This is a genomic window from Niastella populi (genome assembly GCF_002078015.1).
Taxonomy (GTDB): Bacteria; Bacteroidota; Bacteroidia; order Chitinophagales; family Chitinophagaceae; genus Niastella; species Niastella populi.
Genome location: NZ_LWBP01000243.1, coordinates 183,842 through 209,791, shown reverse-complemented (window position 1 = coordinate 209,791; position 25,950 = coordinate 183,842). Strand labels below are relative to the sequence as shown.

19 protein-coding genes are annotated in these 25,950 nt (G+C 47.0%); 8 read left to right on the top strand and 11 right to left on the bottom strand.

Annotation, left to right across the window (positions count from 1 at the left end; all coding sequences use genetic code 11):
- Positions 1-152 precede the first annotated feature (152 nt).
- A complete protein-coding gene (gene porU / locus A4R26_RS31885; RefSeq protein ID WP_081170806.1) occupies positions 153-3,581 on the bottom strand; it encodes a type IX secretion system sortase PorU in 3,429 nt (1,142 codons plus the stop codon).
- A 339-nt stretch (positions 3,582-3,920) separates the two neighbouring features.
- On the opposite strand from porU, the gene A4R26_RS31880 reads away from it, so the two are divergent.
- Together A4R26_RS31880 and A4R26_RS31875 are read left to right on the top strand one after the other, a co-directional pair.
- Positions 3,921-5,504, top strand: coding sequence for an SUMF1/EgtB/PvdO family nonheme iron enzyme (locus tag A4R26_RS31880; RefSeq protein ID WP_081170804.1), 1,584 nt, complete (start codon positions 3,921-3,923; stop codon positions 5,502-5,504).
- 234 nt (positions 5,505-5,738) lie between these two features.
- Complete coding sequence (locus tag A4R26_RS31875; protein WP_081170802.1) at positions 5,739-7,019, top strand: UDP-N-acetylmuramoyl-tripeptide--D-alanyl-D-alanine ligase; 1,281 nt, start codon at positions 5,739-5,741, stop codon at positions 7,017-7,019.
- A gap of 951 nt (positions 7,020-7,970) precedes the next feature.
- Here the strand turns inward: A4R26_RS31875 and A4R26_RS31870 are convergent.
- The 3 genes from A4R26_RS31870 to A4R26_RS31860 all read right to left on the bottom strand — a co-directional run bounded on the left by A4R26_RS31870 (position 7,971) and on the right by A4R26_RS31860 (position 10,898).
- Positions 7,971-8,783 carry a CHAD domain-containing protein gene (locus tag A4R26_RS31870; RefSeq protein ID WP_081170800.1) on the bottom strand — a complete coding sequence of 271 codons (813 nt, stop codon included), beginning with the start codon at positions 8,781-8,783 and terminating at the stop codon, positions 7,971-7,973.
- Between the two features lie 241 nt (positions 8,784-9,024).
- Positions 9,025-10,188: an O-succinylhomoserine sulfhydrylase gene (locus A4R26_RS31865; RefSeq protein WP_081170798.1), complete on the bottom strand. Its 1,164-nt coding sequence runs from the start codon at positions 10,186-10,188 to the stop codon at positions 9,025-9,027.
- Between the two features lie 266 nt (positions 10,189-10,454).
- A complete protein-coding gene (locus tag A4R26_RS31860) occupies positions 10,455-10,898 on the bottom strand; it encodes an OsmC family protein (RefSeq protein WP_081170796.1) in 444 nt (147 codons plus the stop codon).
- A 70-nt stretch (positions 10,899-10,968) separates the two neighbouring features.
- On the opposite strand from A4R26_RS31860, the gene metX reads away from it, so the two are divergent.
- Positions 10,969-11,982 carry a homoserine O-acetyltransferase MetX gene (gene metX / locus A4R26_RS31855; protein ID WP_081171032.1) on the top strand — a complete coding sequence of 338 codons (1,014 nt, stop codon included), beginning with the start codon at positions 10,969-10,971 and terminating at the stop codon, positions 11,980-11,982.
- 7 nt (positions 11,983-11,989) lie between these two features.
- Here the strand turns inward: metX and A4R26_RS31850 are convergent, their stop codons facing one another.
- Positions 11,990-12,481 carry a GNAT family N-acetyltransferase gene (locus A4R26_RS31850; RefSeq protein WP_081170794.1) on the bottom strand — a complete coding sequence of 164 codons (492 nt, stop codon included), beginning with the start codon at positions 12,479-12,481 and terminating at the stop codon, positions 11,990-11,992.
- Between the two features lie 140 nt (positions 12,482-12,621).
- On the opposite strand from A4R26_RS31850, the gene A4R26_RS34690 reads away from it, so the two are divergent.
- From A4R26_RS34690 to A4R26_RS31835, 3 genes are all read left to right on the top strand, one after another.
- Complete coding sequence (locus A4R26_RS34690; protein WP_133054844.1) at positions 12,622-12,930, top strand: hypothetical protein; 309 nt, start codon at positions 12,622-12,624, stop codon at positions 12,928-12,930.
- A 43-nt stretch (positions 12,931-12,973) separates the two neighbouring features.
- The gene (locus tag A4R26_RS31840; RefSeq protein WP_081170790.1) at positions 12,974-15,130 is read left to right on the top strand and encodes a TonB-dependent receptor; all 2,157 of its coding nucleotides are present in this window, start codon (positions 12,974-12,976) and stop codon (positions 15,128-15,130) included.
- A gap of 174 nt (positions 15,131-15,304) precedes the next feature.
- The gene (locus A4R26_RS31835) at positions 15,305-15,526 is read left to right on the top strand and encodes a hypothetical protein (RefSeq protein ID WP_081170788.1); all 222 of its coding nucleotides are present in this window, start codon (positions 15,305-15,307) and stop codon (positions 15,524-15,526) included.
- Positions 15,527-15,531: 5 nt separating this feature from the next.
- Here the strand turns inward: A4R26_RS31835 and A4R26_RS31830 are convergent, their stop codons facing one another.
- The 3 genes from A4R26_RS31830 to A4R26_RS31820 are packed head-to-tail and all read right to left on the bottom strand — an operon-like array spanning position 15,532 to position 17,503.
- Positions 15,532-16,233 carry a LytR/AlgR family response regulator transcription factor gene (locus tag A4R26_RS31830; RefSeq protein WP_242675073.1) on the bottom strand — a complete coding sequence of 234 codons (702 nt, stop codon included), beginning with the start codon at positions 16,231-16,233 and terminating at the stop codon, positions 15,532-15,534.
- 2 nt (positions 16,234-16,235) lie between these two features.
- On the bottom strand, positions 16,236-17,252 hold the full coding sequence (locus A4R26_RS31825) for a sensor histidine kinase (protein WP_081170784.1): 1,017 nt from the start codon (positions 17,250-17,252) through the stop codon (positions 16,236-16,238).
- A 38-nt stretch (positions 17,253-17,290) separates the two neighbouring features.
- Complete coding sequence (locus A4R26_RS31820) at positions 17,291-17,503, bottom strand: hypothetical protein (RefSeq protein WP_081170782.1); 213 nt, start codon at positions 17,501-17,503, stop codon at positions 17,291-17,293.
- Between the two features lie 35 nt (positions 17,504-17,538).
- Between A4R26_RS31820 and A4R26_RS31815 the strand changes: the two genes are divergently transcribed.
- Complete coding sequence (locus tag A4R26_RS31815; protein WP_133054843.1) at positions 17,539-17,901, top strand: DUF6223 family protein; 363 nt, start codon at positions 17,539-17,541, stop codon at positions 17,899-17,901.
- Positions 17,902-17,999: 98 nt separating this feature from the next.
- Positions 18,000-19,163: a chromate efflux transporter gene (gene chrA / locus A4R26_RS31810; RefSeq protein WP_081170778.1), complete on the top strand. Its 1,164-nt coding sequence runs from the start codon at positions 18,000-18,002 to the stop codon at positions 19,161-19,163.
- Between the two features lie 258 nt (positions 19,164-19,421).
- On the opposite strand, the gene A4R26_RS31800 is transcribed toward chrA, so the two are convergent.
- From A4R26_RS31800 to A4R26_RS31790, 3 genes are all read right to left on the bottom strand, one after another.
- Positions 19,422-22,457: a TonB-dependent receptor gene (locus A4R26_RS31800; RefSeq protein ID WP_081170776.1), complete on the bottom strand. Its 3,036-nt coding sequence runs from the start codon at positions 22,455-22,457 to the stop codon at positions 19,422-19,424.
- Positions 22,458-22,690: 233 nt separating this feature from the next.
- Positions 22,691-24,223 carry a TSUP family transporter gene (locus A4R26_RS31795; RefSeq protein WP_081170774.1) on the bottom strand — a complete coding sequence of 511 codons (1,533 nt, stop codon included), beginning with the start codon at positions 24,221-24,223 and terminating at the stop codon, positions 22,691-22,693.
- Between the two features lie 15 nt (positions 24,224-24,238).
- Positions 24,239-25,927, bottom strand: a complete 1,689-nt coding sequence (locus tag A4R26_RS31790; RefSeq protein ID WP_081170772.1) for an NADPH-dependent assimilatory sulfite reductase hemoprotein subunit — start codon at positions 25,925-25,927, stop codon at positions 24,239-24,241.
- Positions 25,928-25,950: the final 23 nt, after the last annotated feature.

The window sequence follows — 25,950 nt, the reverse complement described above, 5'->3', positions numbered from 1 at the left end:
CGTTCAACATTTTCCTCAATAGCAGTTTGGTATCAATAAAATTACCCATGCTTTTGTATTAAAGCGTGTTGATGCGGAACAATAAGAATTTTGGGTAAATTTTCCTGTCGATAGATATAGATTGGCTAAAATAAGTAATTTCTAAAACTGAACTACAGTATAAACAACTTTTCAAGCTTCTCCGCTGCTTTGCCATCAGCGGTTTGTACCCTCAGGCGGTAAATATACACACCTCTTCCGATTTTATCACCATATTCATCCCGGGCATTCCATTCCACGTCACTCGAACGGTTTCCGGTAGAAAATATTGTCCTGTTGATCGTTTTTACCAGCTTCCCTGTAATCGTATATACCTGAATTCGTATAAGTAATTCTTCCCCAGGCCGGTTATGCTCGAACCAGAAGGTGGTTCGGGTGGTAAACGGATTGGGATAATTCAATACATGGTCAAGCGCAAAATGCTCATCGGCCACTACCCTGAAATCGATGGTTGCCTCGCCCGAATTATTGGCGGCATCCCATGCCTTTATGGTTAGGGTATGCACACCGGGCGCCAGCGCCGGCATTTGAAACCGCACTGTTCCCTGCCGATAATTATTCAGATCGCTCTCATAAAACTCATTCAGCACATATGCTGTTTTTTGATCATTATCAAGTGTAGCCACCAGGTCGTGCCCGATGCCCGTACCCAGGATATTGATGCCCGATGAATCGGCCAGCTTAACCAGCAACACCGGCCGGTCGTTGGTAATACTGCCATTCACGAACTGCTCGTCATTTAAATACGCTTTAATGGTTGGACCGAGGGGGTCGGCCACGCCATTTCCTGAGCCGCCGATGATAATATTTTTTAAAACCCCGTTGCCGTCCCTGCTGCCATTATCGGCATAATAGCTGATCTTTCCGTTACCGTATTGATAACTAATGTCTTTCGGCACCATAAAACTAAAAGAAAAGCGGCCACTGTTCACCGATGCCCTGCCTTTGAACAGGATATTTTTTTGCACTTGAACCGGCGTTACCTGGCTGCCGGGGTCATTGCCGAGGGTATTTACCGTTTGCACCTTATCGAAAATGGTGGGATAGATGGTACCGTTAAAATCATTCAGCACATTCCCCATATTATCCTGCACCGCCCCGCTGATTGTATATTCCGTCAATGCTTTTAATGTATCGGGGGTGCTGCTCACCGCCCGGCCGTTGATGGCCGTGGTGGTTACCTGGTAAGCGGGGAAAGCGATGGTAAGCGCCGGGTCGCCCAGCAGGGTGAACTTGCGGTTATTTACCACATCGCCTAAAAAACTATAGGTTACGTTCTTGGCCTGGCGAACCGCTTCGCCGAGGCTGCGATAGCTGCTATCGGGCTTTTTCTGAAAAGCCGTTCTCAGGTAATTTTCGTTCATTACCCGGTTGCTGAACGCAAATACCAGCCGGGTGGTGGTCATAAGGGCGATGGCGCCGGTTCTTTCGCGCAACAGCAAGTTCTCCCCTATGGAATTTATTAGCGGGTTATCGTATGGCGCCACATCGCAGGTAGCGGTTACGAACAGGGGCAGTTTATTGGGGTTGTTGAATGTATTGATAATGTCCTGGTCGAGCACCACTTCTTCGGCCAGGCGGCGGTACCCGCCATGCCCGGTATAGTTCCAAACCAGGGTACCGTTGTAAATTTTATTATTTATGGCCAGGTTCACTGCCGGGTAACGGCTGCCGGCCGAATTGCTCTCCTGCTGAAAAGCATCGAGGTATATTTTATCGGCGTTTTCCTGCGGCGCGGCCTCAGCAACGGCCGTTGCCATTATTTCGGCATCCTGCAGGTGCAGGTTATTGTCTTCATCATCGGCCACAAATGTGCATTCGTTGCGCCAAGGGCCGAGGCTTTTGGGATCATTATAGGCAACGATCTTGTCAACGATGGCCTGGGCCTCACGTTCATTTTTTGCGGGAATGCGGCCTATGCCAATATCGAGCAGGTAGGTGCCAGTGCCATTGATATCGTCATTATCGTTCAGCAGGCCAAAGAAATCGTCGGAAGTATAGGTTGCCAGCGGATCGAGCGAAACCGGGCTTTCCCAGCAGGGCACCATGTTGGTATTGTTGCTGATGCGGGTGCGGTAATCGAAAGAGGCGTCGCCCAACAGCAGCAGGTATTTGGGGGCTTTGGCAGAATCGCCGCCGGCGCGGTCGTAAAACATTTTTACATAATCGCGCAGGGCCGCAGGGTCGGGCGAACCGGATGAAAACTCATTGTACACCTGGTTTACCGTTACCGCTACGCCCGGCAGGTTATCGCGTTGCTGATGGTATTGAACCAGCCGCTGCGCCTGCCCCATCAGCGACGGGTGGGTTATGATTATATATTGAGGTATTGCGCTTCCATGCAGGTTTTGATTGGGCACCATCCCTTCCCCTTTCGGGGTTAAAAACCCGGAATTATTGAATACCATGTATTCGTGCAGGCGGCTGCAATCATTTGTGAAACGCAGCTCGCTGCCGCTCATAATACCTTGCATTCGAACGGGTTGCAACGGGTCGGTAACATTCCACACCTGGGTGGCGGCAGTGGCGTTCTTTATAATAAAGCTACCCATTTTACCCGGGCCAACGCTGTTCCAGTCGCGAAAAAGCAGTTGATCGATGCCGTTCATTGAAAGCTCTACGCGGGCCTGCACTTCCAGCCAGTCGAGCCAGCCCTGGCTGCCCGTGCTGCCGGGCGTATAATCTACACGCACGGTGAGCGGCGACTGGGTGGTGCTGAAAGTTGCCGAAGCCTGCGCCGCCACGGCAAAGGCATCATAGGAACCATTTCCGGTAGCGGGCACATTTAATTGCATTGCCTGCTGATTGTTAATGCTTACCGAAAAACGGCTGGCTATGCCGAAAGAGCGGGCCACACAGGCTGCCGAAATGGAAGCCGGTTCGGCCAAAATATGGGGCATGCTCACGCTGTACGAGCGGGTAAGGGGTTTTCCGCCGTTGTTCGAAAATTCTTCGCCATACCATTGCCGGCCGCTGCTGAGAAAGTTTACGGTATCCAGTTCATAGAACCAGCTGCGGGTGGCCGAAGTAATGATGGTATTGGGCGTGGCGGTTATATTTGTGGTGGTAATCCTTTTGCCACCTGCCCCTATGTTCAGATAATAATAAGCAGAATCGGTATATATATTCCGTTGATGTTTAAAGGTTTTGTTGACAGAATCCCTGAGCCAGGCGTGCGGGCCGGCTGCATAAAAAAGAATATAATCTGAACCGGTGAGCTGTCCATCCCCCCCATCTTCCACCCATAAAGCGTTTTCAATAAGGTCGTCGGGTTTTGAGCCAAGCGGCTTTTCGGGCAGCAGCTGGCAGCCGTTGCCAAACAACCTGACGGAAGACGATGAAAGTGAAGCAGTATTGATACCGAGGGAAGCGAGAAAAGGGAGGTCGATCTTATAAATTCCGGGAGCAGCAGTACTTATTTTATACCAGTTACCCAGCGCCAACACGGAATTGCCCGTATATGTACGTTGAGACAATGCCGGCAAACCGATGAAGGTAAGGATGCCGGCCATCATAAGGAGGATAACAGGTCTACAGGACATCTGGCCAAAAATAATTTATTTTACACCACAATCCTTTAAAGGATCTGGGCAGCGAAAAAAAATAATCCGTCCCCAATATGCCCGGCTCAAAATTTGAATAGAGTTGTGCATTGCTTTCAAATCAACGTGTCGTTGCTGAATTACAGAAATTGTATTAGCCCGGTGTTGGTTTTACCAACAAAACGAGGGTAAAAGGTCCTGTAACACAGGTTGTTTTACTAAAAACCGGTATATTCGCCTTCCCCGCAGTTTTTGTGGAAAAAGCAATTGGAAAAGCCGTACAATATTTGATTAGTAATAGCGTTTAACCAAATTGAACTAAAGGCAAAAGTCATCAAAATGAATTTGAAAAACCTATTTATCGTACTATCCTGCGCAGCCGCCGTGACCAGCTGTAAGTCCAACAAGAAAGAAAAGTCGGACGTTACCGGTTGGAATTACAATGACAAAAACATGGGCGGTTACCAGGTTTCCCGTGAAAAAGAACAACGTACCGGTCCGGGACTGGTATTTGTTCAGGGCGGTACCTTCACCATGGGCGCCACTGAAGAAGATGTTATGGGCGAGTGGAATAACATTCCCACCCGTAAAACAGTAAACTCTTTTTACATCGACCGTACCGAGGTTGCCAATATTCACTATCGTGAGTATTTGTACTGGATAAACAACGTGTTCGATGGCGATGAATATAAAGATGTACGTGCAGGTGCATTGCCCGATACCCTGGTATGGCGCAGTGAGCTGGCTTACAACGAGCCTTTGGTTGAATACTACCTGCGTCACCCGTCTTATAACTACTACCCTGTGGTAGGTGTAACCTGGAGACAGGCTCACGACTTCTGTTTATGGCGCAGTGACCGCGTTAACGAAAAAGCATTGTTAGACAAAGGCTTTATCAACAAAACAAGCCTTAAAAATATTCAGGGTCAGGGAAGCGAGTCGTTCAATACCAAAGCCTATTTGCTTGGTTTAACTACTCCTACTCCCGGTAACCAGGTTCGTTCTAAAAAGAACCCTTTAAAGAACCCGAACGGTACGCCCAGAACTACAGTAACTTTCGAAGACGGTATTTTGTTACCGAACTATCGTCTGCCTACAGAAGCTGAGTGGGAATACGCTGCAATGGGTCTGGTTGGCCAGAACCCCAACCCCAGCCGCAAAGAAGGAAAACGCGGTGAGGAGTTGATCACCAACAAACAGGTTTTCGCCTGGACGCAAAACGTGAACGGTTTACGTGACAGCCGCCGTGGCGCATGGCAGGGTACCTTCCTCGCCAACTTCAAACGCGGTAACGGTGATAACATGGGTGTGGCCGGTGGTTTGAACGACCGCGCAGTTTACACCGCACCTGTAACTTCTTTCTATCCTAACTCATTCGGTTTATATAACATGTCGGGTAACGTGAGCGAGTGGACAGGTGATGTTTACCGTCCTTTGTCTCCTACCGATGCTGATGACGTATCGCCTTATCGTGGTAACCGCTATCAGAACGTGTACAAGAATAAAGATGGTGAGTTTGAAAAAGACAGCCTCGGTCGCGTTAAAACTACCTACGTAACTGATGAAGAAAGCAAAAACCGCCGTAACTATCAAAAAGGTAACGTTATCAACTACCTCGATGGTGACTCTATGATCACTGGTGTTGCTTATGGTACCATGGATGCTGAAGAGAACCTGAAAATAGGCCGTGGTTATGGTGTAAGCACATTGATCAGCGATAAATCGAGAGTGATCAAAGGTGGTAGCTGGAACGACCGTCCATACTGGTTAAGCCCCGGTACACGCCGCTTCCTGGAAGAAGATCAGGGTAGCTCTACTGTAGGTTTCCGTTGCGCAATGGATCGCCTTGGTAGCCCTGAAGGTAACGGCCGTAAAACCGGTATCAGTTACCCAACACGTCGCCAGAACACAAGAAAACGATAAATGACTTTTCAAATTCTTATAGAGCCCCGACGGTCCCCGTCGGGGCTTTTGTTTGTGGTTTATTGTTGCGGCCGCGCTATCGAGTTTGTTTTTTATGGTTTTTGGTTTGTTGTTGCTACCGCGCTTTGCAACTCGCTTGCGCATTCAGGATGCCGAATGATGCAGCGCCTTCTGCAATAAAAGAACCATACACTCCCTGTTTGTGGGGCAAGCGTTGTAACTTAAATTTGCTTTATGACGATTGAAAAACTTTACGATATATACAGGAAATATCCTTCGGTACAAACCGATACCCGCAAACTGAAAACGGGCGATCTCTTTTTTGCATTGAAAGGGCCCAATTTCAACGGTAATCAATTTGCCGCAGCGGCGCTGGAGGCAGGTTCGGCCTATGCCGTGGTTGACGAAGCGCCTGGAACACCCAACGATCGTATCATTGTTGTTGACGATGTACTCACCACCCTGCAGCAGTTGGCCAAATACCATCGCCAGCAGTTCGACATTCCATTTATAGCCATTACCGGAAGCAACGGGAAAACCACTACCAAAGAGCTGGTGCATGCCGTTCTGTCGGCCGGATTTAAAACATACACTACGCAGGGTAACCTGAACAATCATATCGGCATTCCGCTTACCATATTATCGGTGAGGGAAGATGCAGAAATGGCCGTAATAGAAATGGGCGCCAATCACCTGCGCGAAATTGCCAGCTATTGCGAATATACCCTGCCTACCCATGGCATTATTACCAATTGCGGCAAAGCCCACCTCGAAGGATTTGGCAGCATAGAGGGCGTACGCAAAGGAAAGGGCGAACTGTATGATTATTTACGCGCCCATAATGGTACCGCATTCGTTATGTGGGATTATGAGTACCTGCAAACGATGAGTGCCGGCATTCCAAAAGTGATCAAATACGGCACTACCAGCTCAACAGAAATACAGGGAACAGTTAAACAAAGCGAGCCCTTCTTAACGGTTTCCATATCGAAAGGCGCCACTCTGCCGGCGATACAAACACAACTGGTAGGCGCTTATAACCTGCCCAATGTGCTGGTAGCCGTAACCGCAGGTAAGTTCTTCAATGTGCCCGATGAAAAGATAAAAACCGCTATTGAGCAATATACCCCATCGAACAGCCGCTCACAGCTTATTGAAAAGAATGGCAATAAATTCATTCTCGACGCCTATAATGCCAACCCTACCAGCATGAAGGCCGCCATTGAGAATTTTGCCGGTATACAGGCCGCCGGTAAAGTATTGATGCTGGGCGGTATGGCCGAGTTGGGACAGGAAAGCCAGCAGGAGCATGAAGCTATTATTGAACTGATCAAACAGCATTCATGGAAAGCGGTTGTACTCGTTGGTGGTGATTTCCTGAAGATCGATCATCCGTTTGTAAAACTGGCTAATGCAACAGAGGCGGCTGATTGGTTTAAGCAACAGGCGTTCACAGATACTTATTTTCTCATTAAAGGATCGAGGAGCATGGCCATGGAGCGGGTGTTAGGTTGAGGAGGGTATAGAATGCTGAATATCGAATGTTGAATGTTGAATGTCGAAGTTGAATACAGGGAAATGAGATAGTTGAAAGGTTGATAGAAGTTGATAATGGTGATAGAGGGAATACAGAATATTGAGTGTAGAATAATCAAAATCGAATTCAGAAGTGAAGGGAGGAATGAAGGCGGGAAATGAGCTGTATTTGTATTCGCTTTAAGCTTTAGGCTGTATTTGCTTGAGGCTTGAGGCTTGAGGCTTGCAGCTTGAAGCTTGTAGCTGTATTTGTATTTGTATTTGCTTGAAGCTTGCTGCTTGAGGCTTGAGGCTTGAGGCTTGCAGCTTGAAGCTTGTAGCTGTATTTGTATTTGTATTTGCTTGAAGCTTGCAGCTTGAGGCTTGAGGCTTGAGGCTTGCAGCTTGAAGCTTGTAGCTGTATTTGTATTTGTATTTGCTTGAAGCTTGCAGCTTGAGGCTTGAGGCTTGAGGCTTGCAGCTTGAAGCTTGTAGCTGTATTTGTATTTGTATTTGCTTGAAGCTTGCAGCTTGAGGCTTGAGGCTTGAGGCTTGCAGCTTGAAGCTTGTAGCTGTATTTGTATTTGTATTTGCTTGAAGCTTGCAGCTTGAGGCTTGAGGCTTGAGGCTTGCAGCTTGAAGCTTGTAGCTGTATTTGTATTTGTATTTGCTTGAAGCTTGCAGCTTGAGGCTTGAGGCTTGAGGCTTGCAGCTTGAAGCTTGTAGCTGTATTTGTATTTGTATTTGCTTGAAGCTTGCAGCTTGAGGCTTGAGGCTTGAGGCTTGCAGCTTGAAGCTTGTAGCTGTATTTGTATTTGTATTTGCTTGAAGCTTGCAGCTTGAGGCTTGCAGTATGTAGCTGTATTTGTATTTGCTTGAAGCTTGCAGCTTGCAGCTTGAAGCTTGTATTCGCTTTAGGCTTTGGTCTTCATCATTCAGCTGTTTTCACTCTCAAAACGCATGTCCCATTTTCAGTTCCCTAATCAGTTTCAGCAACTGTTGTTCCTGCCCATTCTTTTCCTTCAGCCATTGGTTACGCAGCGCCAGCAAATTAGTTCTTTCGTTCTCACCGATCTCACCGATCTCTTCGATATAACCAGACTGCAACAGCGAAATGGAAATGCAGCGATCATTGAAATCGCCGAGTTGCGAAGCCAGTTCGCTTAACTCTTTTTCATTCCAGTCACTAATGGGGAACGGTATGCCCCAATCGTTTTCGTAAATGCGAATGACATAAATAATATCCTTGAGTTGTTTACGAACAGAATGAAGGTCATCTTCATCATCGGCGGCGAGTAGTATGATATGAATAGCTGCCACTTTACGGTGAAGGAACTTCTTTACGGTATCGTCCTTCAGTTCACCGGGCAGCTCATTTATGATGTCTTGCCAGATCTTTTTGAAGTTCATCTCTTCAATAGCAACAACCGCCTGCTCTTTGTAGGCAAACAACTGCTTTTTCCATCGGGCGATACAGGCGGGAATTTCATTCACTACAGGCAGGGTATGTAGTTGAGCCAGGAACAATTGCAAATCCCTTACCTTACCACCAGTTTGATAAACCGCTTTCAGTTTATCGGGGAGTTGCAGATCGCCGGAATCTTTTTCCAACTGCAGCAATCTGAGAAAGGCCCTTGTTTTTTTATAGTCAACGCGGAGGTCGTGGATATCATCCTGGTCAAAACAGCCGGGCATGCGGTCACAGCACTTCTTTATACTGCCGAGATGCTTGTCAATCACTTCTTTCAGCGCCTGCCGTTTCATATCCTTTTTACTAAAAGATACGATTTTTGGAGGTGCCGGGAAAAAACAAACGGGTTGGAGAACCAACCCGTTTACCAGCTCAATTTTTAAAACTTTTTATTATGAAAAAGAATCTGTCATAAAGTTAATGTTCCCTTACCGCCTATGCTATGATGACAGGCATTCAAATTGATGATTCCCGTCACTTCAGGGTGTACCACTGTAGGTATGCCACAGTATGAAGTGTGGCATACCTGTGCTCTTAACAGGTTTCAAGCGCCTGGCGAATGTCGCTGATGATATCATCAACATGCTCGAGCCCCACGGAAATACGTATTAAACCGGGGGTTATATTCACAGCCAGCCGCTCCTGATCGGTGAGTTTGGCGTGGGTGGTGCTTGCCGGGTGCGAGGCGATGCTTTTGGTATCGCCGAGATTGGCGGTGAGCGACAACATTTTCAGGTTATCGAGAAACTTGCGACCGCTCTGGAGCCCGCCCGCCAGTTCAAAACAAACGATACCGCCGCCATTCCTCATTTGTTTCAGCGCAATCCGGTGCTGGGGGTGACTGACGAGAAAAGGATATTTAAGCCATTTGATCTTTGGATGGCCTTCCAGCGCTTTGGCCAGTTGCAGGGCATTGTTGCCATGACGCTCCATACGAACATCGAGGGTTTCGAGGCTTTTGCTCAACACCCAGGCATTGAAGGCTGATAATGCCGGACCAGTACTGCGGCAGAATAAATAAATATCCTGTATGAGCGCTTTTTTACCAACGATAACGCCACCGAGCACACGTCCCTGACCATCGATCCATTTGGTGGCGGAATGCACCACCAGGTCGGCCCCAAAGTCAATGGGCCGTTGATTCACCGGTGTGGCAAAGCAGTTATCGACATTTAAAATAAGATTATGTTTTTTGGCAATGGTAGAAACGGCTTCGAGGTCAACGATCTCCAGACCGGGATTGGTAGGCGTTTCTACATAGATCATTTTGGTATTGGGCTTAATGGCCTTTTCCCATTCCTCAGGTTTATCGGCCGGCACGTACGTATACTCGATACCGAATTTAGGCAGGTATTTGGTGATCACCGTGTGGGTGCTGCCAAAGATGGCGTTGCAAGAAAGGAGGTGATCGCCTTTTTTAAGCAATGCCATAAACGAAGCAAAGATGGCGCTCATACCCGATGACGTAGCATAACCGGCTTCGGCGCCTTCGAGGGCCACCATTCTGTCGACAAACTCCTGAACGGAAGGATTGCTGAAACGGCTGTAAATATTGTCGTCGGTTTCGTCGGCAAAGGCAGCCCGCATATCTTCGGAGTTATCGAAGCAGAAGCTGCTGGTAAGGAACATAGGTGAAGAATGCTCCATTTCGTTGGTACGGTCGGTATGAATGCGTATTGCTTTGCTTATTGGATGCATGCTGTAGTTTATGGTTTCTTGTTTATAGTTGATTGTTGGATAATGGCCGCCTTCAGGGCTCGCGTACAATTGCTGGCAGCTGAATAGCGATCCTGGCGTACAAGTGTGCGACGCAACAGGCGTCGATACCAGCACCGTCGCCGGGAAAATAATTTCAGCTTTAAACGTTCGGTTTGCAACCTGATTCAGGCGGCATTCAGCTTTGGGCTTTCGGCTTATTGCTTGCAGCTATGGGCTTGCAGCCTGCGGCCTGCATTTCTGCTTGCTTATTGCTTATTGTCTATTGCCAATTGATTCACCCGCACCTCCCATTTCAGCTCTCCACCCGCACGGCGCAGGGTTTCGGCAACGGAGCAGTATTTGTCCATCGACAGCTCGCATGCCCTTCTGGCTTTATCGGGGTCGATATTGCCGGTAAGCTCGAACACGATGGTCACGTTTTTCCAGATGGAGGGCTCTTTGCCCGCTTCGCGCTCCCCTTCTATTTTCATATTGAACCCGTCTATAGTCTGCCGCTGTTTTTTGAGAATGTTCACGATATCGATACCGCTGCACCCGCCAAGGCCCATCAGGAGCATTTGCATGGGGCGAACGCCGAAATTGGTGCCGCCGCCTTCAGGGCTGGTATCCAACCGTACGGTATGCCCGTTGGCATCTTTCGCTTCAAATCCAAAATCACCTTCGACCCTTTCCAATTCAATTTTTATCATGGTAAAGATTTTTGCAAATGTAATTCATGCAAGCATTTACTTTGCACCCTTAATTATTAGCCAGGGGCCAATGAAGCGTTTTGAATATAATCTACCTTTCAATCTCGAAAACGGGGCGCAACTGCCTTCATTAACCATTGCATATCATACTTATGGAACGTTAAATGCCAAAAAAGACAACGTCATATGGGTATGTCATGCCCTAACCGCCAATTCCGACGCCGCCGACTGGTGGCATGGGGTGGTGGGAACCGGCTGTGTAATTAACCCCGAAAGGTACTTTATTGTTTGCGCCAACATTCTCGGTTCGTGCTACGGCACTACCGGACCATTGAGTATCAATCCCAAAACGGGAAAACCGTATACCCACCAGTTTCCGCTGTTCACCATTCGCGATATGGTAAATGCCCACATTCTCTTACGCCGGCATCTCGGTATCGACAACATTCACCTGTTGATGGGCGGCAGCATGGGCGGTTACCAGGCCCTTGAATGGAGCATTATGGAAGCGGCAGTGATCAAAAACCTGTTCTTACTGGCTACCTCCCCTACCGAAAGCGCCTGGGGTATAGCTGTACATGCCACCCAGCGACTGGCCATAGAAGCCGATTGCACCTGGCAACACAATACGCCCGAGGCCGGACAAAAAGGTCTAAAAGCCGCCCGGGCCATTGGGATGCTCACCTACCGCAACTATGGCATCATGGTGCAAAAGCAAACCGATACCGACACCGAAAAGCTGGATGACTACAAAGCCGCCTCTTATATCAATTACCAGGGCGAGAAACTGGTGAAACGTTTCAATGCGTATAGCTACTGGATGCTGACCAAAGCGCTCGACACCCATAACATCGCCCGCGGCCGCGGCGGTGACACAGAGGCCATGCTGAAAAGCGTAAAACAAAGAACGTTACTGATAGGTATCAGCAGCGATATTCTTTGCCCGCTCGAAGAGCAACGCCATATGCAACAACACCTGCCCAATAGCACGCTTGTTGAAATAGATTCAATGTATGGGCACGATGGGTTTATGGTTGAGGTGGCGAAGATCGGTGAAGTGTTGAAAGGGTGGTTGGGGGAATAATGTGTATTTAACCCACCCAATCCCCGCTTGCAAGCACAACCGAAGTATCGATCTGCCTCAGCGGAATGTTCCAGTATTTCCTGAGCAATTGCTCTTTTTCATTGAACGAAACCTGCCGGAAACCATGCTTTTCATAAAAGCCGATGGCCCAGGTTGCATCGGCCCAGGTGCCAATTAAAACGGGTGTTGATACCAAAGTTGTGAGGTGCTGCAGCAGCTTGCTGCCGATACCTTTATTTCTTGCTTCGGTACGAACATATGCATGCCTGATCAAGGTAACATCGCCCTTATCCTGGACGCCCATTACACCAATCATTTTTTCACCTTCCATATAACACCAGAATTTTACTCCATCTTCAACCTGCGCCTGCAATTCTTTTGCAGACATATACGGTTCATGCCATCTATCGGCCGGAATAACTCCTTTGTATGCCGAGGCGCCGTCATTAATGATCTCATAAACGATCGTAAAGTCGTGCGGATGTACAGGAACTATCATGCCTTATTCGTTTTTATTAAAACACAATTTAGCTGGTTCTATTGATTTTCAAGGCCCTCTGTTTTGGTAAACCGTCAACACGCAACCAAATACACCCGGCAAAGTCTTTCATTAACCCCTGGATATGTTATCTTTGAAAAGTGAAGACGCTGTTGGTCATATTATTACTGATCGTAAACATTACGGGCACCATTGTTCCCTGTTGCCCGGGCGATGATTGTAGTAATGAAACCAGCGCATTGAACGGCCGGCATCCGCAGGATAATGAAGATAAAGGCAATTGCTCCCCGTTTTTTGCCTGCGGCGCCTGTGCCCATGCCATCGAAAGCATAGCACCGGTCAGCATCACCATACAGGAACCTACTGTTCAAACAAATTATTGTCCCTTCTTTTTATCGGAATTAGCTACCTATCATCCTTCCCGTTTTCAGCCTCCCCGTTTTTGCTGATACATATCGATTCACCTTTTATTAATCTTATCAGTAAACGAAGATGAAATACCTATTGACAGGCATTGTCCTGTGCTGCCTTACTATTGCGGCACAGGCGCAGCATATCTTTAAAGCAACGATCAGGAGCAGTGATGATAAAACACCCCTGCCCGGCGCCACCATTATCTGGAAAGAACAAAACAAACCGGCTTTTGCCGATAGTACCGGCCTGGTGGTTATTACCGGCATACCAGCCGGACAGCAAACCTTTATTATTACATTTATCGGCTACGGGGAAAAAACAGTTTCCTATACTTTTCCTTTGACTGAAGCGGCAACCGTTGACATTGAACTCGAAAAAGAGGAAGAAGATGAAGAAGAGGAAGTTGTGGTAACGGCCACCCGTATCAGCAGAACAATTTCCAATATACCCACCCGCGTTGAGGTGATCACAGGTGAGGAACTGGGTGAAAAAGCCAATATGAAACCCGGAGATATCAGGATGCTGCTAACAGAAAGCACCGGCATTCAAACGCAGCAAACCTCAGCCACTTCATTTAACGCAGGCATTCGTATTCAGGGCCTCGATGGCCGGTATACTCAAATGCTCAGGGATGGCTACCCGTTATATGCAGGTTTCTCCGGCGGACTTTCCATTTTACAAATAGCCCCGCTCGATCTGAAACAGGTGGAAGTTATCAAAGGTTCCGCATCTACACTATACGGTGGCGGCGCCATTGCCGGCCTCGTTAACCTGGTATCTAAAACACCGGGTGAAAACAGAGAGCTGAGTTTTCTGGCCAACGGAACTTCCGCCGGCGGTCTCGACCTAAGCGGTTTTTACAGCGAGCGGTATGGAAAAGCAGGCCTTACCCTTTTTGCCTCGCGCAACAGCAATAAAGCCTATGACCCGGCCGACATCGGCCTCACCGCCATTCCGAAGTATGAACGTTACACGGTAAACCCGCGCCTGTTCCTGTATGGCAAAAAAACAACCGCCAATGTTGGTATAACCTACATTACCGAAGACCGTACCGGTGGCAGTATGAATTATATCAAACATGGTGAAAGCGGTTTTTATGAGAAGAACAATACCGATCGTATCATTTCCCAGCTGGGCATTGCGCATAAAATAAACGCAACCACTACCCTCCAGTTAAAGAACAGCTACAGCCGTTTCGACCGGGTGATCACCATTCCCGGTTATACGTTCGATGCGTTGCAACAATCTTCTTTTTCAGAACTTACATGGAATAGAAAAGGAGAAAAAGCCGACTGGGTTGTTGGCGCCAATGTATTGACCGATGACCTGAATGAAGTTGAGCATAACTCAGCCCCCTCGCGTGATTATCACTACAATACCTTTGGCGTATTTGTACAAAACGCCTGGACGGTTACAAAAAACTTTGTTCTGGAAACCGGCTTACGGGGCGACTATGTAAATGACTATGGTTTCGAACTGCTGCCAAGGGCTTCAGCAATGATCAAACTGTTGCCCAACCTTACCACCCGTATTGGCGGCGGTTATGGCTACAAAACGCCAACCATTTTTACAGAAGATGCAGAACGGATGTATTTCAGGAACCTGTTGCCGATCGACATCGATCAATCGAAGAATGAACGTTCTATCGGCGGCAACTGGGATATCAACTACCGCACCCATATTGGCGATGTTGGCGTTAGCCTGAATCACCTCTTCTTTTATACGCGGTTGAACCATCCGCTGGTGTTGGCGGTTACCCCATCGGGCACTGCACAGTTTATAAACGCAGCCGGTCACTTCGATACAAAGGGCATGGAAACCAATTTGCGCCTGTTATATGGCGATTTCAAATTGTTTATTGGTTATACCTTTACCGATGCCAATACGCATTTCGATAATAAAAAATGGTTGCCGTTAACTGCCCGCCACCGCCTGAACAATGTACTGATGTATGAAAAAGATGAAAAATGGAAAGTGGGACTGGAAGCATATTACTTCAGTAAACAGATGCTGAATGACGGCAGCAACGGAAAACCGTACTGGATAACCGGATTTATGGTTGAAAGGGTTTGGGAAAAGCTCTCGCTTTACATCAACTTTGAAAATTTTACCGACACGCGGCAATCGAGGTTCGATACTATCTATACCGGAACTATCGATAACCCGGTATTCAGAGACATTTATGCGCCGGTAGAAGGCTTCATCGTAAATGGCGGTTTTAAGATCAGATTGTAACAAACGCAATTATACAAAACGCTGATAACGAAAAGCTCCTGTAACAGGGAGCTTTTTTTTAAGATCTGTTGCCATCCTTCCACACTATACATTCGTTAAATTTCCGGGTCAGTACATTATGCTGGAACAGAATTTTCATATGATCGGTAAGGCGCCTTCCTAAATACCAATCATATGAAACAGACATCTTCATATCTGTTCGCACTTGTTTTGCTGTGTATGGCCAACTGTAAAGGCCCCATGCCGGTAACATTCAATCCCGACGACCACACCAATGCCAGCGGTACGGCAGGTTCGGCAAAGATGACGAACCAACTGCCTGCAAAAAACAACAATGTACCAGTTAAGACAGATTCTATAAAACTTCCCAATGATACCCCGCGGGTTAAACAGTAATTGCCTTAGTACTTTAGCACCCGGTTAATATTTTCCCTGAAGGTTTCGCTTACCGGTATTTCTGTTGAACCGATGCATACCGTGTCGCGTTTGATGGTGGTGATCTTTGAAACTGCTACCAGAAAGGATTTGTGTGTACGGATAAAAGCGCCCTCCGGCAATTTTGCTTCAATACTCTTTAACGACATGCGGGTAATAACGGGTTTGGCAGCCGAAGAAAGATAGATCTTTATGTAATCCCTGTCACTTTCTATATAAAGGATATCTGCAGCTATGATCTTTACATGCGAGTATTCAACGTTTACAAAGAAATCATAGTTCTTTGCAGTTTCCTCCGGCATTGCCGGTTTCTTTAAGCGGAACAATTCCGCAGCGCGGTTACACGCTTTCAGGAAACGGTCGAAACTGAATGGTTTTAAAATATAATCCGCCACCTGCAGGTTAAACCCTTCCACCGCATATTTTTCATAGGCCGATATGATGATAACAACCGGCGGATGAGTTAATGATTGCAACAACTGCAAGCCGCTCAAGCGGGGCATTTGAATATCAAGAAAAACAAGATCCACCTGTTCGTTTTGCAAGATCGCCAGGGCTTCCGTGGCGCTTTTACACGAACTTACCAATTCAAGAAACGGCACCTGCCTGATATTATCTTCAAGTAATTCCCGAACCAGGGGTTCGTCATCGACAATTATACAACGCATCGTCATAATAGTTGCAGTGTTAAATTTACATTGAACAGGTTGTTACCCGTTTGAATTACCAACTCATGTCGCTGCGGATAAAGCAGCGTCAACCGCGAGCGTACATTATTCAACCCTATGCCAGAAGTTTCATCTTTGCCTGCCGCCGTTCCTTCCTCATATTTATTCATTACATGAAAAACCAGGATGCCGTTTTTTACACTTAGGTCAATATCGATAAAAGGCTCATGGGCATAACCTGTACCATGCTTGAATGCATTCTCAATAAAAGGGATCAGCAACATGGGCTCAATATTATAACTCGTATCTTCCTGTGATATGGCTATATTGAAAACAATCTTCACTTCCCGGCCAAACCTCATTTGCTGCAGAGATACATAACTTTCAAGATATTCAACCTCCGCCTGCAGCGAAATTCTTTTACCGGCTTCATACAACATATAACGCATTAAACCCGACAACATCAGGAGCGATGCCTCAAGATCGCCCGATCTTTTTCTGGCAAGCGAAACCAGGCTGGTTAAAATATTGAACAGGAAATGCGGACTGATCTGCGAGCGCAACAATTGCAGCTCCATTGATAGTTTCACCGCTTCGTTTTCTTTTTGCCGTTTTTCAGCGCGCACCTTCTCAACCGTTATACTGTAGAAAACACTTACAATAAAAACTATCACTGAAGGAAAGAGTACATGGGTTCTTGCATCGGCCATATCGTTCGGGAACCATATGGAAAGTATATACAACTTTACGCCAACAGATAAAGCAATAAGCAAAATAACGGCAATGATATACAACCACCAGTAGGCCCGGTTCAGCAGTTTTGGATACAACAAAAAACTGTTGCCATAAAAAATGACCAGATGAACAATTTGCGATAAGGTAAAATACCCGCCGGGGAGCGGGCCGATCTTATAACGATCATCGGCACTGGAAATAAAATAAGGGAAAAAAAGCACGATGCTCCAGAGCACTGCATGCACCAGGAAACTAAAGTACCGGTATTTTACGATCCGCATCATTGAACCTGCTTTGCTTTCTGCAATGAAAAGAAATATAGTTAAATAAAATTTACTGAAGATACCACGCAGCTAATTTGAGCTATAAAAAGGGTAATTCGCGAGACATAATTCTGCTTGTCAATACCTGCAAGCCCCGGTGCCGGCTTCCATGGAATTAAAACCGCCAGATGTTCCGCCATTATCGCAACATTTTCAGCTGTTGTCTTTTTGCCGTAAAAGCAACGCTCATCGCGGCTAGTTTTGAGAACCATTTCAATTTTTCACAATCTAAAAAACAAAAATGAATATGCACAGTTTGCTTTTTATCGGTTTGCTCCTGCAAATTATTACCATCGGGCGACTGACATCGATTGTAACCGGCCTCATAAGCCTAACCAGCGTTATCATTGGGCGGCAGGCACTGATCCGTTCTTCGCACCCTGTAAGTTCGCGTCCCAAAGCAATATTCGCCCTGGTGATGGGTTTGCTCGGTGTGTTGGCAGGCGCGCTTCAGTTAATTCTTTCAAACGGCGGTTTTGGCACCGGTTCCGGAAAACTGGGCGCTATCGTGGCCATGGCTATAGGGCTCACCGGCTCATGCTTCGGTTGGCTGGCGCTGAACCGTTCAAAGCGGATCGCCAATACAGCAGCGGCCAACACTCGAAAATAACATACATAATGCAGGATTTGAAAATAGAAACGTCTTAATACCAGTCTGCTGCATTTAATGCTGATCTTATTGTTATTTTGCAATAAGACTTAACATCCATGCAAGTGACTGAAAGGAATAATACTACCGGTACAACCCCGGCCATCAACAAGCGGCCGGGCCTGGCTGAAATAGCAAAACTATTTCTGAAGCTGGGCATTATCGGGTTTGGCGGACCGGCAGCACATGTTGCGCTAATGCGGGAAGAAGTGGTAACGAAGCGGCAATGGATGACATCGCAATATTTTTTAGACCTGGTAGGCGCTACCAATCTTATCCCCGGGCCCAACAGTACGGAAATGGCCATGCATATCGGGCGCGAAAGAGCCGGGGGAAAAGGTTTAGTGATGGCCGGCGCCTGTTTTATACTGCCTGCCGTTATCATTACCGGTATGTTTGCGTGGTTGTATAAACAGTATGGACAATTGCCCCACGTGCAGCCATTTATTTATGGAATAAAACCCGCTATCATTGCGGTTATACTCAGCGCTATCTTTCCATTGGCGAAACAATCGTTAAAAACCATACAACTGGGCATCATAGGAGTTACGGCGCTGGTGTTATCATTGATGAACATCGATGAGATCTTTGTCATTTTCGGTGCAGGCCTGGTGGCAATGCTATTGACCGCCGGGAAACACAGCACAAAAGGAATTTTTCCGTTCCTGCTTCAGGTGCCCGGGTCTGCTTTGCTGTTTACATCCGCAGTAAACTGGAAATTATTCTTTATTTTTTTAAAGATAGGCGCCATCCTGTATGGCAGCGGGTATGTTCTGTTTGCTTATGCAGAAAGCGAACTGGTGACGAGGGGAATGCTCACCCACCAGCAACTTACAGATGCCATTGCGGTGGGGCAATTCACACCCGGACCGGTATTTTCATCGGTTACCTTTATTGGTTACCAGATCAATGGGCTTACCGGCGCCACTGTTTCAACCATTGCTATTTTTCTTCCTGCTTTTTTATTTGTTGCACTGCTGAACCCGCTGGTAAAGAAAATGCGTAATTCAACGGCTCTTGCCGCTTTTCTCGACGGCGTAAATATTGCCTCTGTTGCTGTAATTATAGCGGTATGTTATGCATTGGGTAAAGATGCCATAACTGACTGGCGAACGATATTGATTGCCGTAGCTAGCCTGTTGTTGTTATTCATAAAAAAGGTAAACTCGGCCTTCGTTATTTTGGGTGGGGCTGTGGTGGGGTATCTGTTGAAGTATTTTTAACGCTTCAGTAACAGGCCGGCATTTTTAAAATTTCACTCATTATATAAATAGGAGCTTTATATTTAAGAGCCATAGTTATTGCATCTGATACATGCGCATGCAGATTAATTCTATTTCACTATTGGAAAACTGCATGGTGCTTTGAAAAATTGATACCCAGCCGGAGAAGGTTTACAACGCTGGGAAGGATAACCATCTGTCGGCACAAAAAAGGTGAGCTGCAGAAGGCAACCCACCCTTTTTGTTTTCATCGCCAGCCTATTTCAACAACCCATCAATCGTAAACGCGAGGTAATATAAACCGCCGATGGTTGGTCCGCCGGCATATTGTATATACCGGTTGTTCAACAAATTGGCGCCGCCCAGTTTCACGCTTGCATTCGCTTTCGGTACACGGTAGGTAACCTGTGCATCGAGCGTACTGTAGGCTGCAATAGTACCGGTCACCAGAGGGCTTTCCCACAGGAACGCATCCTGCCACCGCCACACAATGTTGAACCCGACGTGCTTCACCACTTCGCGGTTGCCGAACGATAAGTTGGTTGACCATTGCGGCGTATTGAAACCCGTTACAAAAATGTCGTCGGTTTTGTTGGCTTTCATTTTATTGAAATTCACGTTACCGGCAACGGTGTATTTCTTATAAAAATTCCAGGTAACACCCAATGCCGAACCGTAATTATAATAAGTGTTCTTTGCATTGGTATAAACGCGGTAGCGTTCCTGCCCTTTGCTGGCGCCGTTACCGCCGCTGGCTGCAGTTGCGTCACGGTTACGGTCGATCATCGAGATCACTGCCGCATCTGAACCCACTGTTTCTCCAATAGGCACATACACCTGCACCTGTCCCAGAAAGCCGTCGTATTTATTTGTATAGGCATCCACATCCACAATGAGCGTGTTGTTCAGCAATACGCTTTTATATCCGATCTCAAATGAAGTGATCTGCTCGGGACGGGCTTTTGGCAAATTCGCTACCAGTAACAGCTCGCGACTGGCGAGGGCTGCTGCATCTGTATTACCGGCGGCGGCTACTGCTGCGTTGAAGTTCACTACTGACGCCTGGGTATAACTGTTTTCGAGGTAACCCAACCCTTCGTTGATATACGATAAACTGCCTACACGTTTTACGCGGCCGTTGTTTACATATGACAAGGCTTCGAACAATGCAGGATAACGATATCCCTGCTGCCAGGTAACACGGAAGTTATGCCGTTGGTTGGCGGTATACACCGCAGCCAAACGGGGGGTGAATTTGGGATCGAACTCGGGATTATAATCAAACCGTAATGAGCCGAACAATTTCAGTTTGTCGTTGAAGAAGGTTTTGGTAACCTGTGTAAAACCGCCGAATTTTTTATAGTAAACATTGGCCCCAAAATCACTGCTATCGGGCACTTTGCCATCAACCACAACAGGTTGATTCCTTTCTGCGACAGGCCGGCCGAAATCAACGAAATTATTTCCATCGGGAATGATCTCATATATACGGGCATCGCCACCTGCCAGCAGGTCGATGAACTTTACGTATTTCGACAGGTCCCATTGTGCCTCGGTATGGTACATGCGGCTTTTCTGACGTAAGGCCGCGCCGCCGGTTGCCGGTGCGTCGGGTATGGCGGCAGACCTGATATCCCAGTTATTGATCTTTATAATGGTATTTTTCAATTCATCAAACGCCGGCGTTCCTGGTGTTACCCGGCTGGCATCGGCCTGGCGGCGGGCCTCCAGTGTAGCAGCCGCGAGGTTATCAGCAGTTAAACCGCCATGGTTATTTGCATATTCAAGCAACGCATTTTTGTATTTGTTAGCCCATGCATTGCCCGAACCGCCACTGGCCAGATCGAGGTTATCGGCCAATGGTTTTACGTTATAAGAGTTACCGGTGTTCTCGAGCGAAACATAACTGCGCACCACGAAATTGCTTCCCTTCAACTCGAGGTGATGGTTCTGTACTTTTACATCTTCGAGGCGGATCTTATTTCCGCGCTGGAACACCCCATCCACTTGACCAATACGGTAGGAATAAGACAACGCTGCATTTTCATTGAGGCGGTAATGTACAGCCGCATCGAATTTCAGGTTGCTTACCTTCGGACTAACCAGTTCAGTTTCCCAATAACCGGTGCGTACTACCCGCAGGGTTTGGTTAGCCCTTCCATCGATCGTTAACCCGCTTATAGAAGAAGTATTACTTCCTGCCAGCGCATCATCGCCATAGCGGTTCCAGCCATCGAAGGCGATATTGTTTTCGCCATTCAGCGAAGGGAAATTGGGATTGGCGCTTTTGAGATTATTCGGATTTTGATCGAGCCGGGTATTGCTACGCCAGTCGATCCCCTGCATATACCCGAAGTTCACTTTAAAGGCGAACCTGTTGTTGAATGCTTTGGCATACCGAATGGCCGATTCGGTTAAAATAGCCGCATCATGATCTTTGCCATCGACATGGTTAACGCCAGTTTTATGATATACGCTCAAACCCTGGTTGTTGAACGGGTTCTTCGTTAAGAGGTTAGCCATGCCGTTTATGGCGTTCATGCCATATAAAGCGGAAGCGGCGCCCGGCGTTATTTCAACACTTTGAATATCAAGTTCCGTGGGGCCAATGGCATTACCCAGGGGCACACCAAGTGTGGCCGCCTGCATATCAACCCCATCTACCAGTTGCATAAAACGGAAGTTGTTGGGGATATTGAAGCCACGGGTATTGGGCACTTTAAATGTCAAACTGGAAGTGGTCATTTGCACACCCTTTACATTTTCCAACGCATCGTAAAAATTGGGTGCAGGTGTTTCGCGAATTGCCCTGATGTCGAGCTTTTCAATGGCCACCGGTGATCTCAAAATACTTTCAGGCACACGGGAAGCCGTTACCACCACCTCATTACCCAATACGGTTTGGGTAACCATAGCCACCTGTAATCTGGAACCCAGGCTTTTTATTTCCAACTCCTGCGGTTTATAACCAACCGAACTAAAAACCAGCGTGAAGGGAAATTTTTGTTTTGTGCGAATTACAAAGCTGCCCGTATTGTCAGTTACCGTTCCCGTTACCGACCCTTTTATCTGAACGCTTACATCGGGCAACGGTTCATTCTTCTCCTGGTTAATAACCGTACCGGAGATCTCGATAAGCGCTACAGCCTGCGTGAAGGAGGTTGAACACAGTAAAACGGCTACAGAGGAAAGGATACCATACTTTAGTTTTTTAGCCTTTTTCACCTGTGTGAAGAGTGGGATGTTCAGGTTCTGCAAAACCTTTTTCCAGCCCGGTTGGTTAATCTGTTTCATTGATCGTGATTTTTGCCTGAAATAAAGCCTATCATTTTAATAGACTATTAGTTTATAATAAATCCCGGTCACATAAAATACCGGGAGATCGGTGCTGCGATTAACAGACGTAAAGGGATTTAAAAATCCCGCCAATAAAAGCTAACGGGATAAACTTAAGCGAATATAGTCTATTTATTTAGTAGACTTATAAAATATTTTAAATCCCGGCATTTTTCTACCGGGACTTGAAACTATAAGATCTTTACGATAATTCGTACGCTCCAGATCACAACGAGAATTCCTAATAATACGAGGGAGGTTTTACGGGGTAATTTACCGGCCAGTTTTGCCGCCAGCGGCGCTGCCAGTAAACCGCCAACAACCAGGGCTACTATTACCTGCCAGTGTTGTACCCCCAGCAGCGTAAAGAATGTGAAGGCGCTCGCCAGCGTTACGAAGAATTCGGTAAGGCTTACAGAACCGATCACAAAACGTGGGCTTCTGCCTTTGGTGATGAGGGTCGTTGTTACGATGGGGCCCCAGCCGCCGCCGCCGAATGAATCGAAGAAACCGCCGAAACCGGCCAGCCAGCCATAATGTTTGAATTTCTTTTTCCGGTTTTCCTTTTTAAAAGCATTCCAAATTATACGAATTCCCAGCAGCATGGTATAACATGCTATAACAGGTCTGATATAATCACCTGCTGTCGATGCGCCAAGTTTCGTTAACTCGGCCAACAGGTAAGCGCCTAACACGGCGCCCAGTACTCCTGGTATCACCAATGCTTTGAACAGCTTTTTATTTACGTTACCGAATTTATAGTGGCTATAACCCGATGCACCGCTTGCAAACATTTCAGCGGTGTGAATACTACCACTCATGGCCACGGGGTTAACCCCGGCCGATAGCAGTATGGTAGCGCTGGTAACGCCATAGCCCATACCAAGGGCGCCATCGACCAACTGAGCAAGGAAACCACCCAGCAACATCCAATGGAAATTTGGATCGAGTTGCTGATACCATCTTACCGTATCATCGGCAATTCGCTGAAACGGCAAATAAGAGAATATGAAGTGACCGATAAGCATCAGACCGAACGCGATCAACGAATACGTAGCAATTTTGCGCCAGCGCCGTTCCCTTTCCACGTTATCCTTTTCAACAAGGATGCGGGTGAGCTCGTTCAGCCTTTTTACCTTGTAGTCGAAATTGCCATTCAGCTTATTCCTTACCGCATGCAGGTTATTGATCATATCGTCGAGCTCGGCCGGTAAGGCATTGTTCAATACTTCTTTTATACGTTTGGCGGCGGTGGGCGATTTGCCATTGGTAGAAATGGCGATCTTCAAATTGCCTTTCTGTACAATGGAACTCAGGTAAAAATCACATTGCTCCGGCGTATCGGCCACGTTCACCAGGATCTTTTTTTCCTTGGCCGCCGCCCTGATGGCGAGGCTCGACTCCTTTTCGTTCACCGCAATCACCACCAGGTCTTTATTCTCCAGATCGGCTTCAACAAAAGCGCGTTCATGAAGAGTAACATTCGGGTGATGTTTTGCCAGTTTACGAACTTCGTCGGAAATGCTGATTGCGACAACAGTAACCGGGGCAGCAGGAGAATTTCCCAGCAGGGCCGACAGTTTTTCCGCGCCTACCTTCCCTCCGCCTACCAGTAATACCTTTAATTCTTCCAGCTTTAAGAAAACAGGAAATAAAAGGTTACCGCCCTGATCGCCCGGGGCGCCAATTGTTTGTTTAACCGGTATCTTTTGTTCTGTTGACATTCGTGTCAGCAATTTTTAAAACGTTACCAACTTCTCCCGAACTGCGAAATCGCCGAATGTTTCGCCTGCTCTTCTGTTTTTGCTGTATTTCTCAAACAGTTCATCCAGCTCCTTCAAAATTGCAGGCTCGTCGATATTCTCTTTATACTTTTTATTTAAACGGAATCCCTCACGGTCGCCCCCCAAATGTAAGTTATACCGGCCATAGGCAGTACCTACAAAACCGATCTCCGCTGCATACGACCTTCCGCAACCATTCGGGCAACCGGTCATACGCATTGAAATATCATCATTCTGCAGGCCATATTTTGCTAAGATAGGCTCAACTTTAGTGATGAGCGATGGCAGGTAGCGTTGTGCTTCGGCCAGCGCCAGCGAACAGGTATTGAAGGCTACGCAGGCGATGGCGCTTTTACGCATGGCGCCTGCATTTTCGGTATGCTCAATAATGCCAAAATCGTTCAGGATCTTTTCTACCGCCTTCTTATCTTTTTGTGCAATATCGCTTAGGATCAAGCCCTGGTTACTGGTAAACCTGAAATTTACCTTCCCGGTTTTCGCCACTTCAAGCAAGGCTGTTTTTAAAGCAACCTTTTCATCGGCTATACGGCCATTTTCAATAAATACAGTATAATACCATTTCCCTTCGTGGTTCTTATGCCAGCCGTAATCGTCCTTTCTGCTGGTGAAGGTATATGGCTTTGGCTCTTCCAGTTTGAAACCACAACGTTTTTCGAGTTCTGCCTTGAACGCCTCCACACCCATTTTATCGATGGTGTATTTCAGGCGGCTCAGTTTGCGATCGCTACGGTTACCATGGTCGCGCTGAATGGTAATTACTTCCAGCACCGCTTTCAGCGTTTGTTCTTCGCCGCGTACAAAACCCAGCATAGAAGCCAGTCGCGGATAAGTGGCCGCGTTACCATGCGTAGTACCCAAGCCGCCACCGGCTGCGATATTGAAACCTACCAGTTTGTCATTTTCTATAATGGCAATAAGGCCCAGGTCGTTCGTAAATACATCCACATCGTTGTTTGGCGGAATAGCTATGCCTATTTTGAACTTACGGGGCAGATAGCGATCCTGGTACAATGGATCTTTTTCCACTTCTTCTTTCTCCTTAGGGTCAAGCAGGGGCTTTTCATCGAGCCATATTTCATAGTAGGCTTTTGTTTTTGGCAGGCCGAGCTTGCTTATTTTTCCCGCATAGGAGAATATTTCTTCATGTATTGGCGAAAACTTGGGGTGTGCAGCGCACGCTACATTACGGTTTACATCGCCACAAGCTGAAATAGAATCGATGAGTATGGTGTTGAAAGCCTGAATAGTTGGCTTTACATGCGATTTAAGAATACCATGCAGCTGAATGGTTTGGCGCGTGGTGATCTTTATCACACCGGTTGAGTGCTCGCCGGCGATATTATGCAGGCCAACGTATTGTTCACCGGTCATAAAGCCACCGGGTAAACGTAAACGGAGCATATAGGAATATAACCATTCCAGTTTTTTGGCGCTGCGCTCTTCCCGGCGATCGCGGTCATCCTGCTGGTACATGCCATGAAACTTAACCAGCGCCTGATCATCTTCACGTATAGCACCCGTCAACTCGTCGTGCAGGCTTTCCTTTAAAGTACCACGCAAGCCATCGCTGGCCATTTTTATTCTCTCAGTAGAAGATAAATTCTTATTGTCGTTTGTGCTCATTTTCTAAATGTTTCAGGTGTGCC

Coding starts and splice junctions, on each gene's coding strand:
- porU (WP_081170806.1), bottom strand. CDS start 3,581: ATGTCCTGTAGACCTGTTATCCTCCTTATGATGGCCGGCATCCTTACC.
- A4R26_RS31880 (WP_081170804.1), top strand. CDS start 3,921: ATGAATTTGAAAAACCTATTTATCGTACTATCCTGCGCAGCCGCCGTG.
- A4R26_RS31875 (WP_081170802.1), top strand. CDS start 5,739: ATGACGATTGAAAAACTTTACGATATATACAGGAAATATCCTTCGGTA.
- A4R26_RS31870 (WP_081170800.1), bottom strand. CDS start 8,783: ATGAAACGGCAGGCGCTGAAAGAAGTGATTGACAAGCATCTCGGCAGT.
- A4R26_RS31865 (WP_081170798.1), bottom strand. CDS start 10,188: ATGCATCCAATAAGCAAAGCAATACGCATTCATACCGACCGTACCAAC.
- A4R26_RS31860 (WP_081170796.1), bottom strand. CDS start 10,898: ATGATAAAAATTGAATTGGAAAGGGTCGAAGGTGATTTTGGATTTGAA.
- metX (WP_081171032.1), top strand. CDS start 10,969: ATGAAGCGTTTTGAATATAATCTACCTTTCAATCTCGAAAACGGGGCG.
- A4R26_RS31850 (WP_081170794.1), bottom strand. CDS start 12,481: ATGATAGTTCCTGTACATCCGCACGACTTTACGATCGTTTATGAGATC.
- A4R26_RS31840 (WP_081170790.1), top strand. CDS start 12,974: ATGAAATACCTATTGACAGGCATTGTCCTGTGCTGCCTTACTATTGCG.
- A4R26_RS31835 (WP_081170788.1), top strand. CDS start 15,305: ATGAAACAGACATCTTCATATCTGTTCGCACTTGTTTTGCTGTGTATG.
- A4R26_RS31830 (WP_242675073.1), bottom strand. CDS start 16,233: ATGCGTTGTATAATTGTCGATGACGAACCCCTGGTTCGGGAATTACTT.
- A4R26_RS31825 (WP_081170784.1), bottom strand. CDS start 17,252: ATGATGCGGATCGTAAAATACCGGTACTTTAGTTTCCTGGTGCATGCA.
- A4R26_RS31820 (WP_081170782.1), bottom strand. CDS start 17,503: ATGGTTCTCAAAACTAGCCGCGATGAGCGTTGCTTTTACGGCAAAAAG.
- A4R26_RS31815 (WP_133054843.1), top strand. CDS start 17,539: ATGCACAGTTTGCTTTTTATCGGTTTGCTCCTGCAAATTATTACCATC.
- chrA (WP_081170778.1), top strand. CDS start 18,000: ATGCAAGTGACTGAAAGGAATAATACTACCGGTACAACCCCGGCCATC.
- A4R26_RS31800 (WP_081170776.1), bottom strand. CDS start 22,457: ATGAAACAGATTAACCAACCGGGCTGGAAAAAGGTTTTGCAGAACCTG.
- A4R26_RS31795 (WP_081170774.1), bottom strand. CDS start 24,223: ATGTCAACAGAACAAAAGATACCGGTTAAACAAACAATTGGCGCCCCG.
- A4R26_RS31790 (WP_081170772.1), bottom strand. CDS start 25,927: ATGAGCACAAACGACAATAAGAATTTATCTTCTACTGAGAGAATAAAA.